The sequence below is a fragment of the Pedobacter terrae genome, assembly GCF_900100705.1.
GTDB classification, from domain to species: domain Bacteria; phylum Bacteroidota; class Bacteroidia; order Sphingobacteriales; family Sphingobacteriaceae; genus Pedobacter; species Pedobacter terrae.
This window is the reverse complement of record NZ_FNCH01000021.1, coordinates 62,301-79,814: the sequence shown is the minus strand read 5'-3', so window position 1 is coordinate 79,814 and position 17,514 is coordinate 62,301. Positions and strand designations below refer to the sequence as shown.

Below are 17,514 nucleotides of genomic sequence, written 5' to 3'. Positions count from 1 at the left end.
TTACATTTTAAAAAGCGGCCTTAATACCAAAATTGATTACCCTGGCCTGTGGATAATATTGCCCGCTTGAATTGGTTGATTCGGGATCCCAGATTTTGATTTTATCAAGGGTAGCCAGATTCAATCCATTTGTATAAACCCTTACACTGTTTAAACCGACTTTTTCAACCCATCCAGTCGGTAAAGTATAACCTAACTCCACATTTTTAAGCCTGATGTAATTATTGCTGCGCAACCAATAGGTATTGTTCAATGCATTGTTGCTATCGGTATAATAAGTAGCTCCACGGTTCGATAATCGTGGATCAACCGAACTTGGATTCTCAATGCTCCAACGATTTTTGTACGACCACTCTAAGAAATTACCAATATCCCCAGATTCGGTGATCCCTACAATCTGCATACCTCCAGTTGCGCCCTGAATCAAAACTGACAAGTCGAAACCTTTATATTGTAGGTTTAAGTTAAAGCCGCCAGTAAATGTTGGCGTACCGTTTTTATCCAAACGTATTTTATCATCAGCATTGATTTTACCATCGCCATTAATATCTTTAAACTTCATATCGCCAGGACGTAAATTGCTGGTGAGTGCACTATAATTAATTGTATTGGCATTAATTTCTGCCTGATCTTTAAAAACACCGTCGTAATCATACACCAACCATGAATTGGTAACCCTACCAGTAGAAAGTTGCCATTCTGGAGCGCCTGGGGTTTCATCCCAAAAAACAATATTGTTTTTGGCATAACCACCATTTACGCTTACACCAAAATCTAAATCGCCAACCCTATCGTTGTAACTCAATTTAAACTCGAAACCTTTATTGTTTACTTTCCCTAAATTAACTGGAGGTAAACGATCTGTAATGCCCGAACTTTCTGGTACAGAACTACCTCTGCTAATTAAAATATTAGTGCGTTTGTTATAGAAATAATCCAATTCAAGCGAAAGTTTGTTATTTAGAAATGATGCATCCAAACCTACGTTTGTATTATTGGCTACTTCCCATCCAAAGTTAAAGTTAGGCACTTTACCCTCTGTTAGCGTTTTGGTAACCAAATCATTAAAAGTATAAGTTCCAAAGTTCATCAAGCTTAAGTATTGATATTCCTGAAGCGCATCTCCGAAATAGGCTTCAGCACCCATCTGTCCGTATGATGCCCTTAGTTTTAAATTGTTTATGAACTTAACATTTTCTTTGAAAAAAGACTCTTCAGATAAACGCCAGCCCACTGATACCCCTGGGAAGAAACCAAAACGTCTGTTGGTTGGGAAAATATAAGATCCATCTACCCGCCACAAAAATTCCGCAAGGTATTTTTCTTTGTAATTATATGCAGCCCTTCCAAAATAACTTAAACGCGCCCTGTTAAATAAATTGTTCGGGTCGCCAGGATTATTCCCTAACGATTGTTCACGTTCATCACCAGCTAATAATTCCTGAACAGAGTTTGAAATAAAATATCTTCTAAAAGCAGTAAAACCATCGTTATCAACTTTTTCACGGGTTACACCAGCCATTAAACCAATATTGTGATCACCGATTTTTTTATCGTAATTGATCATACCAGTTAAATTGATGGCCAATTGCCCACCCGCTGTTTCCCTTAGTCTTGGATCGGTGTATTGCGACCTTACTGTACCAGTTAATACCGGTGTTACACCGTCAGCTTCAAAAGTTTTCTTGTCCCAATCGTAAAGTGTCCAGGGCAATTGCCAGTTTTTCTGCCTGCCCGAATATTTATCTATTGCCGCAGTTCCTGTTACTTTTAATCCTTCCAAACCAGGGATTTTAATTTCTACTTTACCTGTAGTCTGAAAGTAATCTCTGATATCTTTATTATAACCAGTCAAATCTGTAGTAGATACCACCGGATTATAACCATATTCAATATCTCTTCCAGGTTTACCATTTGGCCATATTGCAATTTCAGTTGGTCTTCCCCGCATTAAAAACCTGAAAATATCGCCAGCTCCCACCGTAGGAAAATTACGGTTTTCTTCTCTGGCCGTTACCCCCAAGGTTGTGGTAATATATTTATTCAACTTCGCTTCAAGATTAAAACGCATATCATATTGCTTGTATCCCGTTGCAGAATTTTTATAATAGCCATCCTGATCAAGATAGCCCAAAGAAACGAGGTATTTTACATTTTCACTTCCTCCATTGATCTGAACATTATGTCTTTGCTGAGGCGACCAGTTTTGAAAAGTAGTTTTAAACCAATCGGTATTAGGATATCTTAGCGGATCTGATCCGTCGCCGAACTTTCTGATCTCATCTGCCTTATAAGCAGCATTAATTGTTTTTCCTCCTGTAGAAGTATAGCTACCAGTAGATCTGAAACTATTCCATGCGGCTGCCCATTCATTGGGGTTAATGTCGGAACCAAAAATATTCAGCTCATTCAAAATTTCGGCATATTGTACCGAATTAGTCATTTTCGGTATCCTTGTAGGCTGTTGTAAACCGTAACTGAAATCATAAGAAAACTGAGGCTTACCAGATTTACCTAGTTTGGTGGTAATTAAGATTACCCCGTTGGCCGCTTGCGAACCATAGATCGCAGCAGACGCATCCTTCAATACCGATACACTTTCAATATCGTTCGGATTTAACCTTTCAATACCGCCCGCGCGGTTAGGTATCCCGTCAATTACAATCAGTGCGTTGTTGTTTCCAAGGGAGTTTGTACCACGAATCCTGATGGTCGATCCGTCGTAGCCAGGCTCTCCACTGCCCTGCAACGCTGTTACACCCGGCAATCTACCTGCTAATGAATTGGTTAAGTTTACCGAAGAAGATTTGGCAAGTTCGGTACCTTTAACAGAAGCAACTGCACCTGATACAACGGCTTTCTTTTGTGTACCATAACCTACTACAACCACTTCCGAAAGATTTTGGTTATTCTCTAATAACTTTACATTAATATTGGTTTGGTTTTTTACCTGAACTTCCTGATCTGCGTAACCGATATAGGTGAATATCAACGTGGCATCTTCAGGTACTTTGATGCTAAAATTTCCAGATCCATCGGTTACAGTTGTTGCAGTACCTCCTTTCAACTTCACACTTACACCTGGAATTGGGCCTTTGGCATCTGTAACCTTCCCTTTCACAATAATATCCTGGAAGGGAAAATTATAAAAATCAAAAGGTTCCTTTTCATACGATGATGCCCTGGCAGACATGCTTGCAAGTGGAGAAAAAACGAGGCAACCACCGCAAACAAGAAACATGCTACTTTTGGCAAAAGTCCTCAATAGAATTTTTTTCATAGTTTTTAATTTATTTTGGTTAGATATTGATTGTAATACAATTTAATATTCATGAGCTATTCATAAACTTCAGTATTAAGATGATTTAATTGATACCAACTTTCTAAATCAATTTCTTGAAAGAAACGATACCTACTGTCAAATTGATCAATAAATCAGGTAAACTTATGCTCCCCCTTATCTGATGCATAAAACAATTAATAATTGATATGCTACTATAGTATACCTGCTGATGCAGAGTTGTAGAATAAACAGTTTATAATTGGCATACGCAAGATAGGAATATTAGAAATCTAAAAAAGGGGGTAAAATAATAATTGTCAGGGGCTAAATCGTAAAAAAGCCATGACAAAAACAAGCTATGTAGAACAAACAATACAAGGTTAGATATTATTGTAAAAAGGCAAAAATTCCTTCGGCTACTGGTTAACTTATCTTATCAAAAGATATCCCTCTTTCCAATTTTTGTAGGTGTGCTCTTAAACCTGCATGCTCAGGTTTTCCTAACTGTGGATCGTCAGAAAAAAGTTCGATAACGGTATTGCGTGCTTCAGATAAAATAACCTGATCTTTAGCCAGGTCAGCAAGCTTTAAGTCCAGCACACCACTCTGCTGCGTTCCGGTAATATCGCCAGGTCCTCGAAGCTGCAGATCAATTTCTGATATTTCAAACCCATTATTAGTCCGCACCATCGTTTCTAAACGGATTTTGCCCTCTTTACTAAGTTTGTTACCGCTCATTAAGATACAGAAAGATTGTTCCGCCCCACGACCTACCCTACCGCGTAATTGGTGAAGCTGAGACAGACCAAAACGTTCGGCATTTTCAATTACCATTACTGAGGCATTAGGCACATTAACACCTACCTCAATTACGGTTGTAGCTACCATAATCTGAGTTTTACCATCAATAAACTGCTGCATCTCGAACTGTTTATCTGCATTTGGCATTTGCCCGTGCACAATACTCATCTGGTAGTCAGGGCGTGGAAATTGGTAACTCAACTGCTCAATCCCAGCTTCCAGATTTAACAGATCTAATTTTTCACTTTCTTTAATTAAAGGATAAACAATATAAACCTGTCTGCCTTTGGCTATTTCCTGCTTCATAAAACCAAACATCCTAAGCCGTTGGCTTTCAAAAAGGTGTTTTGTTTCTATAGGTTTTCTGCCGGCGGGTAATTCATCAATAATAGAAACATCAAGATCACCATATAAGGTCATTGCCAGCGTACGCGGAATTGGCGTAGCCGTCATGACTAGAATGTGTGGAGGGATGATATTTTTCCTCCATAGCTTAGCACGTTGTTCCACACCAAAACGATGTTGTTCATCAATCACAACCAGCCCCAGGTTTTTAAACTGAACCTTATCTTCAATCAATGCATGCGTTCCAATTAGAATATCGATCTCTCCACTCTCCAATCGCGCATGTAAAAGGGTACGCTCTTTCTTTTTAGTACTCCCGGTAAGAATGGCAACACGCGCCAGTTCATCGGTTACGAGTTCTGTAATAGAGGCATAATGCTGACGGGCCAAAATTTCTGTCGGTGCCATCATACAAGCCTGATAGCCATTATCATTTGCCAAAAGCATACTCATCAATGCAACCGCCGTTTTACCACTTCCTACATCGCCCTGAACAAGCCGGTTCATCTGTATACCCCGTTGTGTATCAATCCTGATTTCTTTAACTACACGTTTTTGAGCATTGGTTAACTCGAAAGGTAAAAAATCCTTATAAAAACGGTTTACCTTTTCACCAACTTTGTCGAAGGTTACACCTTTAAATTTTAACTGGCGTAAATGTTTATTATGTAAAAGCTGTAACTGGATGAAGAATAGCTCCTCAAACTTTAGCCTTCTTTCTGCCGCATTTAAATCCTGTTGATTTTTTGGAAAATGAATATTGAGTAAGGCCAATCTTTTATCCGGCAGCTGGTATTTATCTATAATGTATTGCGGTAAATTTTCTGGCACCTGAGGGATAATCTGATCGAGCAGCCCTGCAATTAAACGCTGTAGCCCCTTTGAATCGAGATTAAATTTTTTAAGCTTTTCTGTAGAGTTATAAACCGGCTGTAAGGTTAAATTTCCTCTGCCTACCTGCTTGCGCTGATACAGCTCCATTTCCGGATGTGAAATGCTGAATGTACCGTTAAAGATACTTGGTTTCCCAAAGGCTACATATGCTGTACCAACAGTAATATTTTCATCAACCCATTTCAGACTCTGAAACCAAACCAGTTCCATAATTCCGGTTTCATCCTTAAAAACAGCGACAATACGCTTTGCTCTTTTATCGCCGATTACCTTTTTACTAATTACCCGGCCGATAATCTGAATATACTGCGAGTCGGGATTGATCTGGTTGATTTTGAAATATTTTGTACGGTCAATATACCTGAAAGGGTAATGTGCAAGCATATCCTGATAGGTGAACAAGCCGAGATCTTTTTTTAAAACATCGGCACGGCTTGGCCCAACGCCTTTCAAAAACTCAACTGGTGTATCTAATACCGAATTAAACAAAATATTCTACCGTTTTTTGTAAATAACACTTTTTCGTATTGCTGCATTAAAAATAACAATCGATAGCACCAAAAGCAACAATTGGATTGATATAGATTAAAAGGAACCAGGGCAGATGAAGGCATTCCCGACTAAAATAATGGAAACGAATATCCTATAATATAAATTTCGTGTGGAAGAAAGCGTTTTTTGTTACGTAAAGGTATAGACATTGTTCCCGGATAATGTAAGGAACAATGCCTGATGTAAAGTATTTACTTTTATTTCTGTCAAAACTAGCCTACAATGGCAATTACAGAGATTTCTACATTAACGTTTTTAGGTAATACAGAAACCTGAACCGTTTCGCGGGCAGGAAAATCAGCTGTGAAGTATTGCCCGTAAACCTCATTTACCTGAGCAAAGGTGCCCATATCACTCAAGAAAATAGTAGACTTTATTACATGATCAAACGTTAAACCGGCCTCTAGCAAAACTGCTTTAAGGTTACGCATAACCTGATGCGTTTCTTCTTCAATATTGCCAATATTTAATTCTCCGCTTTCGGGATTAATAGCTATCTGGCCCGATACGAATAAAAAGTTTCCAGCTTGCACAGCCTGGCTATATGGTCCAATTGGAGCTGGCGCATTTGTTGTTTTAATAATTTGTTTCATAAAAATTTGGGGTTATTTAGCAAGCCACTGAATAAGCTTATAGATTATACCGGCAAGAAAGATTAAGATGGCCAATGCATTGATGAAATGCATAATTCTAAGATTGATATTATTTGGCCTGTTCGGATCTTTTTTTCTAAAGAAGTACATAAATACAAACTTAGCTAAAAAGCTTAACAGAGAAAACTAAAAGGCATAAAAAAAGTCCCGATTTGCATCGGGACTTTCTTAAACTTTATATTGAAATACTAGTTTCTAGCAGTTTCAACACGACGGTTCTGGATACGACCTTCTTCAGTATCGTTAGAAGCAATTGGGTTAGCTTCGCCATTACCTTTAGTAGCAACTTGACTAGCGTTAACGCCAGAGTTTACTAAGTAAGTTTTAACAGAGTTAGCTCTGTCTTTAGATAATTTCATGTTATATGCAGCAGTACCTTCGCTTGAAGCGTAACCGTTTACAGTTACTTTACCACCGTTTTCACGTAACACTGAAGATAATTTATCTAAAGTAGGGTAAGACTCAGTTTTTAAAACTGAAGAGTTGAAATCGAAACCGATTTTCTCGAAGCCTGATACGTTAGTGTTAGTTGAATCAGCAGTCATTTTAGGAAGTGGACATCCTGAACCATCAACAGCAGTACCAGCAGGAGTTCCTGGGCATTTATCGAATTGATCAGCAACACCGTCACCATCAGTATCTTTTTTCAAATCTTCAACAGATTTCTCAACAGCAGAAACACGGTTTTTCAATGCTTCAACTTCTTGACGTAAAGTTGGATCTTTTAACTCATCGTACATAGTAGCTAATGGGTTAGTCCACTCTAAACTTGGTTTAGCAGAAGAACCTAAAGAGAATTCTAAACCAGCGTAACCGTAAGAGAATTTATCTTTAGTTTGACCTTTTGCATAAACTCCGTCTAAGTTATCAGCGTCAACAAAGTTCATAGTGTAACCTAAGTTAAAGTTAACACGCTCAGAAACTTTGAATTTAACACCAGCACCAACTGGGATATAGAAACCTTTTACGTAATCTTTAGCCTCATGTCTGTCATCAGCAGGACCAACAGCATTACCTTTCCAGTCGATAACTTGACCAGCACCAGTAGTAATTTTTGGCGCATAAGCCAACATACCAGCACCAGCTGTTACGAAGAAACCTACAGCATTCTCACGACGTAAGAAATCGATAGAACCTACGTTTACAACACCACGTAAATCTACAGCATATTGTAATTGAGTTTCGAAATCTCTAACAGCAGGGTTAGTAATACCTTCGTTGTTACCTGAAAGTTTACCACGTGTTCCGTTTAATTCTAAACCGAAAGAGTGACCTAACTGTTTGCGGATGTTTAAACCATAACCTAAGTTAGCATCCCATTTGTTGAAGTCATTAGTACCACCGATAGCAGCAACTGGCATTAAAACACCACCGTGTACACCGATAGACCAAGTTCTGTACTGTCCTCTACCGCCAAACACTTTGACAGCAGAAGAGGTTGCAGGAGCATCCTGAGCGACAGCAAGAGAAGCAACTCCTGTTAATGCCACTAAAGAAAGCGCAACACTTTTCTTTAAAGTAGAATAATTCATTTTTTTTCTTTTTTAAGGGTTAAACAATTTAATTGATTAATTTTTCAGTAAAGGCAAAATTAATCAAAATTTTAAATTTTCAAACTTTTATACAAACTCCGTTCCAAACTTCGCTACTCATAAAGCATTTTATTACTTTTGGCCCTTGCCCACATAAAATACCGTTTCATGAAATATCCTACTATTGATCAGTCATTATTCATTTTAAATAGAAAAAAATTCACTAACAACCTAAAAAACAATTCAATAGCTATATTTAATGCTAGTGATGAGTTCCCTAGAAGTGGTGATCAAAACTTCATTTTTAAACAAAATCCCGATTTATTTTATTTATCTGGAATTGACCAGGAACAAACGATTTTACTGTTATATCCTGATTGTCCTAATCCTTTGTACAGAGAAGTCCTGTTTTTAAGACAGACAAACGACTATATCAAAGTTTGGGAAGGATATAAGTACACCAAAGAACAAGCGAAAGCTGCATCAGGTATTGAGGCTGTATACTGGCTCGAAGATTTTGACAACATTTTACATAGCATTGTTAATTATGCTGAACATATTTATTTAAACACCAATGAGAACGACAGGTACGCCCATGAAGTTCCTTATCGTGATATCCGTTTCATTGAGAAAATGAAATCAAAATATCCATTACATCATTATCAACGTTCTGCACCGATCATGCGAAATTTGCGTGCAGTTAAATCAGATGTTGAGATCGAACTGATCAAAAAGGCATCAGCGATAACGCGAGATGCTTTTATCAGGGTATTGAAGTTTACAAAACCTGGTGTTAAAGAATATGAAATTGAAGCGGAGATAATACACGAATTTATCCGCCAGGGCGGAACAGGCCATGCCTATACTCCTATTATTGCTTCCGGCCCTAATGCTAACATCTTACACTACAACGATAATAACCAGGTTTGTAAAGATGGCGACGTCATACTTTTTGATTTTGGAGCAGAGTACGCTAATTATAATGCAGATATGAGTAGGGCCATCCCTGCTAACGGTAGGTTTACACAAAGGCAAAAGGATGTCTATAATGCTGTACTGCAGGTAATGAGAGAGTCGATTAAATTAATTGGCGAAGGAACGATCTGGAATACCTACCACGAACAGGTTGGCGAAATCATGACCGCGCAACTGATCAATCTTGGGCTCATTTCAATGGCAGATGTAAAGAACCAAACCGCAGCATGGCCAGCTTATAAAAAATATTTTATGCATGGCAATTCGCATCATCTGGGCATTGATGTCCATGACTTTGCAGGAAGATACACCCCATTTGCCAACGGGAACATTCTTACAGTTGAGCCAGGCATCTATATACCAGAAGAAGGCTTGGGCATCCGTTTAGAAAACAATATTCTCATCACAGCTAATGGCAACATCGATTTAATGGCCGATATACCTTTAGAAGCAGACGAAATTGAGGAATTTATGAACAGTTGATAGTTAGCGGTTGGCAGTTGGCGGTTGGCAGTTAACAATTGGCATACTGTACTTACAATTAATCAGTTTAAACAGTTAACCGATTAACCATTGCCAAACTTATCCGCAAAACGATAAATATTAAAATTATCTTTTTTTAAGGCTGCCTGAATTTTTTCTCGCAGCCTTTTTTTATCGATATGCTGCATTTTCTGATGCTGTATCAGTTTCCATGCCTTTTCTGTAAATAAAAAAGCTTTTCGGTTATGGTCAAAAAGTTCGGGTTTGATGATCCATTTACACAATTCGTCTATACCTATATTTTTATCGGCAACAGTTTTTAAGATGGGAATAGTTTTTACGCCTTGATGAACGATTTTTTTGAGGTTATTGGCAAAAGTATCTGCTCCTTCCCTATCAGCTTTATTAATTACAAAACAACCGGCAATTTCCATCAAGCCAGATTTAATATGCTGAACTTCATCTCCAGATTCTGGCACCAATACAACAATGGTTTTATCTGCCAATCCCGCAATTTCTACTTCCGATTGCCCTACCCCAACAGTTTCAACAATAATTAAATCAAAATTAGCCGCCCTTAAAACATCAACCATTTCAATGGTCTTTGCCGAAATACCACCCAAAGCACCACGTGTAGCCAATGAACGGATAAAAACATTTGGATTGTTAAACTGACCAGCCATCCGGATACGATCGCCCAACAAAGAGCCAAAATTAAATGGAGAGGTTGGATCAATCGCTAATATGGCAATGCGTTTACCTTCAGCAGCAAAATGATTGGTTATCGCATTTACCAGCGTACTCTTACCAGCTCCCGGCGGCCCTGTGATACCCACAACCGGAACATCAGTTTTACTATCTAAACTTCTTAAAATCGAATCGGCCGGTTCAATACCATTTTCAACAAGCGTTAATGTTCTTGCCAAAACCCTATAATTGCCCGCTTTTACTTCGCTTAAAATGGATAGATGCGTATTCATCAATAAAACTATCTTTGTACAAATTAACAAAAATTATTAGCTATAAGACGCTACCATAATGAAAGTTACCGGTTTTACATTTTTAAGAAATGCTATTGTTAACGATTATCCTGCAAAGGAAGCGATACTTTCCGTGCTGCCATTGTGCGATGATTTTATTGTTGCATTGGGAAACTCTACGGATGAAACTTCCGAACTGGTTAAAAGCATCGATCCTAAAATCAGAACTATTGATACCATTTGGAATGAAAGCATCCGCGAAGGTGGGCGTGTTTTTGCCGATGAAACCAATAAGGCTTTAGCGGAAATAAGTAATGATACCGATTGGATGATTTATATCCAGGGCGATGAAGTCATACACGAAGATTATCTTCCACTGATCAAAAAGGAAATGGAAGCTGAACTTAATAATAGCGATGTTGAGGCCTTACTTTTAAAGTATAAACATTTTTATGCTTCTTATGATTACCTGGCCGAATCGAGGCGCTGGTATAGAAGAGAGGTTAGGATTATCAAAAACCTGCCTGGGGTTCACTCTTACCGGGATGCACAGGGTTTCAGAATTAACGACAGAAAACTTAAAGTTAAGCTGATTGATGCTTATATTTATCATTATGGCTGGGTAAAGCCACCGAAAGGATTACAGGGCAAAGTGCGTAATTTTAATCAATTTTATCAGACAGACGAGTGGATTGAAGAAAATTATCCGGTTCAAGATACTTATGATATGCACAATGCCGATCGACTGGTCCATTTTAAAGGCGCCCATCCAAAAGTAATGCAAGAGAGAATTGCGGCCGCAAACTGGAAATTTGATAAAGATCTGACTAAAGAAACGCCTAAAATGAATTTCCGCAGAAGCGTTTTACAAAAAATTGAAGACCTAAGCGGATGGAGGTTGTTTGAGTACCGGAATTATAAAATTGTAAAGTAGATGCAGAAAAGTGTTTCTATCATAATACCTAATTATAATGGCAAGCATCTGCTAGAAAAATACTTGCCTTCTGTTTTTACAGCCACAGAAAATGCAAATACCGAATTTGAGATCATCGTGATTGATGATGGCTCAAAGGATGATAGTATTTCGTTTATCAAAGAAAATTATCAACAGGTGAAATTATTGATTAATGATAAGAATAGGGGATTTTCTTATACCTGCAATCATGGTATCCGCGAGGCCAAATATGAATTAACTTTGCTCTTAAACTCTGATGTAAAACTTACACCAGATTATTTTGAACACCAGTGGAAATATTTTAATAGGCTAGATACATTTGGGGTAATGGCCCGCATCATGAGCTTTGATGAAAGCCGGATCGAAGATGCCGCCCGTTTTTTATACTATGGTGGCTGCCGCATTAAAGCAAACAAATTTTACTATAGCGAAAATACGCAAGATGAAAATGTATACACAGCGTATCTTTCTGGTGCAAACGCTTTGGTTGATACCAAAAAGTTAAAAGAATTAGGTGGTTTTGATGAGATTTATTCTCCTTTCTCATCAGAAGATTTTGATTTAAGTTTACGGGCATGGCAATTGGGATGGAAATGTTATTACGAACACCGTTCATCTTGTTTTCATCATGTAAGTGGCAGCACTAAAACCCAGATTAAATCTAATTTTATTAAAAAGATTTATTATCGGAACCGCTATATCCTTCAGGGCATCCATTTGCATGGATTAAGAAAGTTTCTTTACCCTCTTCAACAGATTTTCACAGAACTTCTTCCAAAATTACTTACAGGTAAAACCTGGGTACTGAAAAGCTATAAAGATTATTTAGCACATGAAGACCGTATTCGTACTAGTAGAGGACAGCTTAATGCCCTTAAGCAAAAATATAACTCAAGTATAAACATTTCGGATGTGATGGCAATTATCAATCAATCTGTTAGCACTAAGAAAATTAAACGATTGTAATTTATGTGTGCTTCTTCTAAAATCCGTAAGGTTGAATTGAAAACCGTACATTTGTCAAGTTTTAATTTAGATTTTTTTGGGTTGATCTTAATACATTCCCCATTTTATATATTCCATTTCACGTAAAATGAAGACATATTTTCGTTTATTATCTTTTGCAAAACCGATAGAAAAATTTGCAATACCATATGTTATTGCAACATTATTATCCATCCTATTTGGAACATTAAATCTTGCATTGTTATCTCCTTTATTTGAAACACTATTAAGCGACAAGAATGCGCCAAAATCCGATACACTAACCGACAAAGCCATGTCTTCATTTGATATTCTTGGCCAATTCAGGAGTTTTGTAAATGAATCAATCTCACTTCATGGCGAGGCAAAAACATTAGGTTATGTATGTATAGTTATTGTAATATCAGTTCTACTGTCAAATCTTTTTAAATATTTTTCTCAGCGTTATATGGAAGATTTAAGGGTTCATACCTTATTAAATCTACGTAAAACCGTATTCAATAATGTAATGAATATGCATGTTGGTTTTTTCAACAATGAACGCAAAGGAGATATCATTTCTAAAGTTGCTTCAGATGTCCAAGTAGTTCAATTTACAGTTACAAATACCTTACAAGTAGTTTTTAAAGAGCCGGTAACTTTAATTGTCTATATTATATTGCTTTTTAATATTTCTGCGAAACTAACATTCTTTTCCTTACTAGTCATTCCTGTATCTGCCTTTATTATTAGTAAAATAGTTAAACGCTTAAAACAACAGGCTAAAGAAGCTCATGAATCCTTTGCAAAAATGATAGGTTTTTTAGATGAAGCACTTAGCGGTGTCAAAATAATTAAAGCATTTAATTCTACAGAGCGTATAAAGCACAAGTTTGATCAAGAAAATATTTATTACTCCAATCTAAACAGAAAAATGGTTAGGCGTCAGCAACTTGGCTCTCCAGTATCAGAATTTTTGGGCGTACTAATGGTAGCAACAATTGTTTGGTATGGCGGCTCTTTAATTATTAACAAGGAAAGTAACGCGCTATCAGCTTCTGATTTTATTGCTTACATCGCAATCTTTTCACAGGTAATGCGCCCTGCCAAAGCCCTAACAGATTCATTCAGCGGAATCCATTCTGGCATTGCTGCAGGTGAGCGGGTATTAGATTTAATTGATACCAAACCATTATTAGTTAACGAACCAGATGCTACTGAGCTCAGTGGCTTTAAGGGCGCCATCAGCCTTAGCGATGTATCATTCAGTTATGGAGAAAAGCAAATTCTTAATTCAATAACATTCGACATTGAAAAAGGGAAAACTGTAGCCTTAGTTGGTCCTTCAGGTGGTGGAAAAAGCACATTGATGGATCTGCTTCCGCGTTTTCATGATCCAAAATCAGGAACGATTAAAATTGATGGTCACGATTACAGGGAGCTTACTGTTGAAAGCATCAGGGCACAAATGGGAACTGTTAACCAGGAATCTTTTCTGTTTAACGATACCATTTTTAACAATATTGCATTTGCCAAACCAGATGCCACAATGGATGAAGTTGTTGCTGCAGCAAAAATTGCCAATGCGCACGATTTTATAGAGAACACAGAGAACGGCTACCAATCTTTTGTTGGCGATCGGGGGAATAAGCTCTCAGGAGGACAGAAACAGCGCGTGTGTATTGCAAGGGCTGTATTGGCTAACCCACCAATCATGTTATTGGATGAGGCCACTTCTGCATTGGATACTGAATCTGAAAAATTAGTACAGGAAGCATTGAATAACCTGATGAAAAACCGTACATCTATTGTAATTGCCCACCGCCTAAGCACCATACAACATGCTGATAAAATTGTGGTGATTGATAAAGGAGAAGTAGTTGAAACTGGAAGTCATAGTGAGTTATTAAGCCATAATGGTCTCTACAAACGCTTAATTGATATGCAGGCTTTTAACGATTAAATCTCTTCCAGAATAGATTGCAGCTTTAAGGTTTGATTTATCGCATTAAATCGTCGTGCATATTGTTTAATATACTCCTTATCGTATGCCTCGTAGTTCTCTTCTATTTTCTCCATTGCCTTTGCCAAATCAGTAAACGAAAGCTGGTTTACCACTATGCCAATTTTATCATTTACGTATTCTTCAATGCCTCCAGAATTAAAACCAGCTATTGGTTTACCCAGGTGTGCAGCTTCTTGCATTACCAAAGGGAAAGAATCCTGACGTGATAATAATAAAAAAGCCTTACCCAAATTAAAGTAATCGTAATAGTCGGTAGATTTCCGACCGACAAAAAAGAGCCGATCTTTAAATGCAGCCTTTCCTGCTATCCGCGCATAAGCCGTTGTACCCGAATCTTCAATACCGCCAATCCAGATAATTTTATGATTGAGTTTTAATTGCTTTAATAAAGGTATTACAAAATCAACCCCCTTAATAGCATTAACACTACCCGCCATTATCCAGATAAAATCAATAGGAGAAAAATTAAATTGCTCGTTTACTTTAGCATGGCTAAGAGAAATAAATCGGTCATCGACAAAGCTGTTCAGTAATTTCACATTTTTATGCCCCATGTCTTCTAAGTTTTGACATACTATCTTAGAACATCCAATACATACATCTGATTTTAATAAGTTCTCTATGGTTTTTTCTTTAACCATATCATAATATAGTGGCATTTCATGAACATGGGATATAATCTTTACACCCAGCTTTACCGCAATTGCATAAGCGTCTCTGTTTACAATTGTATTTATGTACCAATAATCTACTTTAATCCTCTTCTGTATTTTTCGCAATTGAAACTCTACTGGATTTATATTAACAGCATATAACAATAGCCTAAACAACCTTAGCAAATAATTTCTGCTTTTCTTATAACCAACAAAGTACTTAATATATTTTGGAAGATCTTTAAGTAGGGATCCATCGTTACGGGTAAATAAGTAAGGTTCGAATTTTTCTACATTCAAATTTTCAAGGATGTAGAGTAATTGCATTTCTGAGCCAGTTCTTCCAAAAAACGGTGTTATGAACAATATTTTCTTAGGCACCGGCGCGCTTTCTGTTTTCGAAAAACCTGTAGTCATTTTATCTTTTTTTCAGGCTTTAAAGATGCAAAAATCTATGCTATCTTTTATAAGCTTATTAACGCTTAAATTATCTTATTTTTACCTCACCGAAACCCAGAACATGATTGACGAGCAAAAAAATCTTATCACGGTATTAATGCCTGTTTATAACAGCGAGCTTTTTGTTAGGGATGCTATTCAAAGCATACTTCATCAATCTTATCAAAACTTTGAATTTCTGATTATCAATGATGGAAGTACAGATCAATCACATACTATTATCAGCTCTTTTTCTGACAGCCGGATAAAATATATTAACAATATAGCGAATAAGGGTATAGTTGAAACTTTGAACGAGGGATTAAAGTTGAGTAAAGGCAGGTACATAGCGAGAATGGATGCTGATGATATTGCCTTGCCGGATCGATTAAGTAAACAAGTAAAGTTTCTAACTGCAAACCCAACATATAAATTATGTGGCAGCAGGGCTCTTACTATTGATATAACTGGAAAAGAAATAAATAAACTAAACCGGCCAAAGCATAGTGCTAAAATCAAAGTGTTCAACTTATTTCGCAATGCTTTTTTACATCCAACAATTATGGCGGATGCAGAAACAATAAAAAAATTTGCCTACAGCGAAGATTTTAAATATGCTGAAGACTATTTTTTATTTTCTCAAATTACAATGGCTTATCCTGTTGCTAACTTGAACGAGCGCTTGTTGCACTATCGCATTCATGAAGGAAGCATAACATCGAAAAAAAGGGAAGAAATGGTGCAAAGCGAGCTCAAAACAATTGCCTATTTACTATCTTTTTTATTCGATAAAGTAGATCAGCAAAGCTTGTTAATCCACCATTCAATTCTACGCCCTGAGGATGCCAGTTTTTCTACCCATGAAGTTGAGCACCACCTGATCAACATCTTAAAAGCGAATTATGAAAAGCACATATTTGAGCAAAAAGCATTAAAGAAACAACTTCAAAAAGATTGGTATAACTATCTACAAAAATCCAATAATAAATCTTCCCTGAATAAGTTTCTAAAGTCAGATTTGTTTACGTTTAGCAATTTAAATTTGAAACAGGTTATCAAACTCCTATTAAAGTAATCGATCATGGAGCCACTTATTTCTATAGCACTTTGTACCTATAATGGTGCTAATTTTTTACCGCAACAACTGGATAGTATTCTTAACCAAACTTATAAAAACATAGAATTAGTGATTGTTGATGATGGTTCTTCTGACGGCACAAAAGATATACTGAAGCAGTATGCCGTTAAACATGAACAGATCAAGCTATATTTTAATGAAAAGAATATTGGTTTTAATGCTAACTTTCAAAAAGCAATAGCTTATTGTTTAGGAGATTTTATAGCCATAAGCGATCAGGATGACATATGGCTGAAAAATAAATTAGAGCTGCTATACCAAAGCATAGGAAATAATTGGCTGATTTTTTCAAACTCATCATTTATTAACGAGCAGGGAGAAATTACAAGCGGACAGCTATTAAATGAAACCTTTTCATTGAAGGGCAAAACTTTCAAAAGCTTATTATTTTCAAATTTTGTAACTGGACATACAAGTTTGTTTTCTAAAAAATTTAAGCCGTTTTTATTCCCCATTCCAAAGGAGGGGTTTTACGATTGGTGGATGGGTTTTATAGCTATTTATCACCAGAAAATAACATACTTGGCCGAAAAACTGACCTTACATCGCATTCATAACAACTCTGTTATGTATAAATTGCAAGGTAGGGATGAGCGGTACAAGGAAATAATAGATAATTTAGCCATGACAAAAAACTATAAGAATCTTGATAAAAATGATGAAAGATTAATTTACAAGTTATTTAAAACATACAGCAGTTTAGGTTTTTTTGATAAGATATTTTTGGTCAAAATGTTCTTCACAAATTATCATTTGCTATTCCCTGATTTAAAGCCTAGACATGGCTTAAGCAGACTAAATTATGCTTTAAAACTAGTAAGAAAAACCTACTAATATTTATCG

General features: G+C 36.8%; 13 protein-coding genes. 6 read left to right on the top strand and 7 right to left on the bottom strand.

Going from position 1 to position 17,514, the window contains the following annotated elements:
• Positions 1 to 7: 7 nt before the first annotated feature.
• The 5 genes from BLR60_RS20665 to BLR60_RS20650 form a co-directional block, all read right to left on the bottom strand.
• Entirely contained in the window at positions 8 to 3,280 is a 3,273-nt protein-coding gene (locus BLR60_RS20665; protein WP_208600690.1) for a SusC/RagA family TonB-linked outer membrane protein, read from the bottom strand.
• Between the two features lie 426 nt (positions 3,281 to 3,706).
• A complete protein-coding gene (gene recG, locus BLR60_RS20660) occupies positions 3,707 to 5,812 on the bottom strand; it encodes an ATP-dependent DNA helicase RecG (protein WP_090503379.1) in 2,106 nt (701 codons plus the stop codon).
• Between the two features lie 275 nt (positions 5,813 to 6,087).
• Positions 6,088 to 6,468 carry a RidA family protein gene (locus BLR60_RS20655; RefSeq protein ID WP_090503377.1) on the bottom strand — a complete coding sequence of 127 codons (381 nt, stop codon included), beginning with the start codon at positions 6,466 to 6,468 and terminating at the stop codon, positions 6,088 to 6,090.
• A 12-nt stretch (positions 6,469 to 6,480) separates the two neighbouring features.
• Positions 6,481 to 6,618 (bottom strand): DUF6728 family protein, encoded by a 138-nt coding sequence (locus BLR60_RS25385; RefSeq protein ID WP_317039670.1) that lies wholly within the window; start codon positions 6,616 to 6,618, stop codon positions 6,481 to 6,483.
• A gap of 98 nt (positions 6,619 to 6,716) precedes the next feature.
• Positions 6,717 to 8,060, bottom strand: a complete 1,344-nt coding sequence (locus BLR60_RS20650) for an OmpA family protein (protein WP_090503374.1) — start codon at positions 8,058 to 8,060, stop codon at positions 6,717 to 6,719.
• Positions 8,061 to 8,228: 168 nt separating this feature from the next.
• Here BLR60_RS20650 and BLR60_RS20645 point away from each other — a divergent pair, with 168 nt between their 5' ends.
• Positions 8,229 to 9,518, top strand: a complete 1,290-nt coding sequence (locus BLR60_RS20645; RefSeq protein WP_090503371.1) for an aminopeptidase P family protein — start codon at positions 8,229 to 8,231, stop codon at positions 9,516 to 9,518.
• An 83-nt stretch (positions 9,519 to 9,601) separates the two neighbouring features.
• On the opposite strand, the gene meaB is transcribed toward BLR60_RS20645, so the two are convergent.
• Complete coding sequence (gene meaB, locus BLR60_RS20640; RefSeq protein ID WP_090503369.1) at positions 9,602 to 10,498, bottom strand: methylmalonyl Co-A mutase-associated GTPase MeaB; 897 nt, start codon at positions 10,496 to 10,498, stop codon at positions 9,602 to 9,604.
• A gap of 58 nt (positions 10,499 to 10,556) precedes the next feature.
• On the opposite strand from meaB, the gene BLR60_RS20635 reads away from it, so the two are divergent.
• The 3 genes from BLR60_RS20635 to BLR60_RS20625 all read left to right on the top strand — a co-directional run bounded on the left by BLR60_RS20635 (position 10,557) and on the right by BLR60_RS20625 (position 14,379).
• Entirely contained in the window at positions 10,557 to 11,432 is an 876-nt protein-coding gene (locus BLR60_RS20635) for a glycosyl transferase (protein WP_090503366.1), read from the top strand.
• Positions 11,433 to 12,419 carry a glycosyltransferase family 2 protein gene (locus BLR60_RS20630; RefSeq protein WP_090503365.1) on the top strand — a complete coding sequence of 329 codons (987 nt, stop codon included), beginning with the start codon at positions 11,433 to 11,435 and terminating at the stop codon, positions 12,417 to 12,419.
• Positions 12,420 to 12,546: 127 nt separating this feature from the next.
• Complete coding sequence (locus BLR60_RS20625; RefSeq protein WP_090503361.1) at positions 12,547 to 14,379, top strand: ABC transporter ATP-binding protein; 1,833 nt, start codon at positions 12,547 to 12,549, stop codon at positions 14,377 to 14,379.
• Here the strand turns inward: BLR60_RS20625 and BLR60_RS20620 are convergent.
• Positions 14,376 to 15,512: a glycosyltransferase gene (locus BLR60_RS20620; protein ID WP_090503358.1), complete on the bottom strand. Its 1,137-nt coding sequence runs from the start codon at positions 15,510 to 15,512 to the stop codon at positions 14,376 to 14,378. The genes BLR60_RS20625 and BLR60_RS20620 overlap by 4 nt on opposite strands.
• A 103-nt stretch (positions 15,513 to 15,615) precedes the next feature.
• Between BLR60_RS20620 and BLR60_RS20615 the strand changes: the two genes are divergently transcribed.
• Both BLR60_RS20615 and BLR60_RS20610 read left to right on the top strand, forming a co-directional pair.
• Positions 15,616 to 16,608 carry a glycosyltransferase family 2 protein gene (locus BLR60_RS20615; protein ID WP_090503413.1) on the top strand — a complete coding sequence of 331 codons (993 nt, stop codon included), beginning with the start codon at positions 15,616 to 15,618 and terminating at the stop codon, positions 16,606 to 16,608.
• 6 nt (positions 16,609 to 16,614) lie between these two features.
• Positions 16,615 to 17,505 (top strand): glycosyltransferase, encoded by an 891-nt coding sequence (locus tag BLR60_RS20610; RefSeq protein ID WP_090503355.1) that lies wholly within the window; start codon positions 16,615 to 16,617, stop codon positions 17,503 to 17,505.
• Positions 17,506 to 17,514 lie beyond the last annotated feature (9 nt).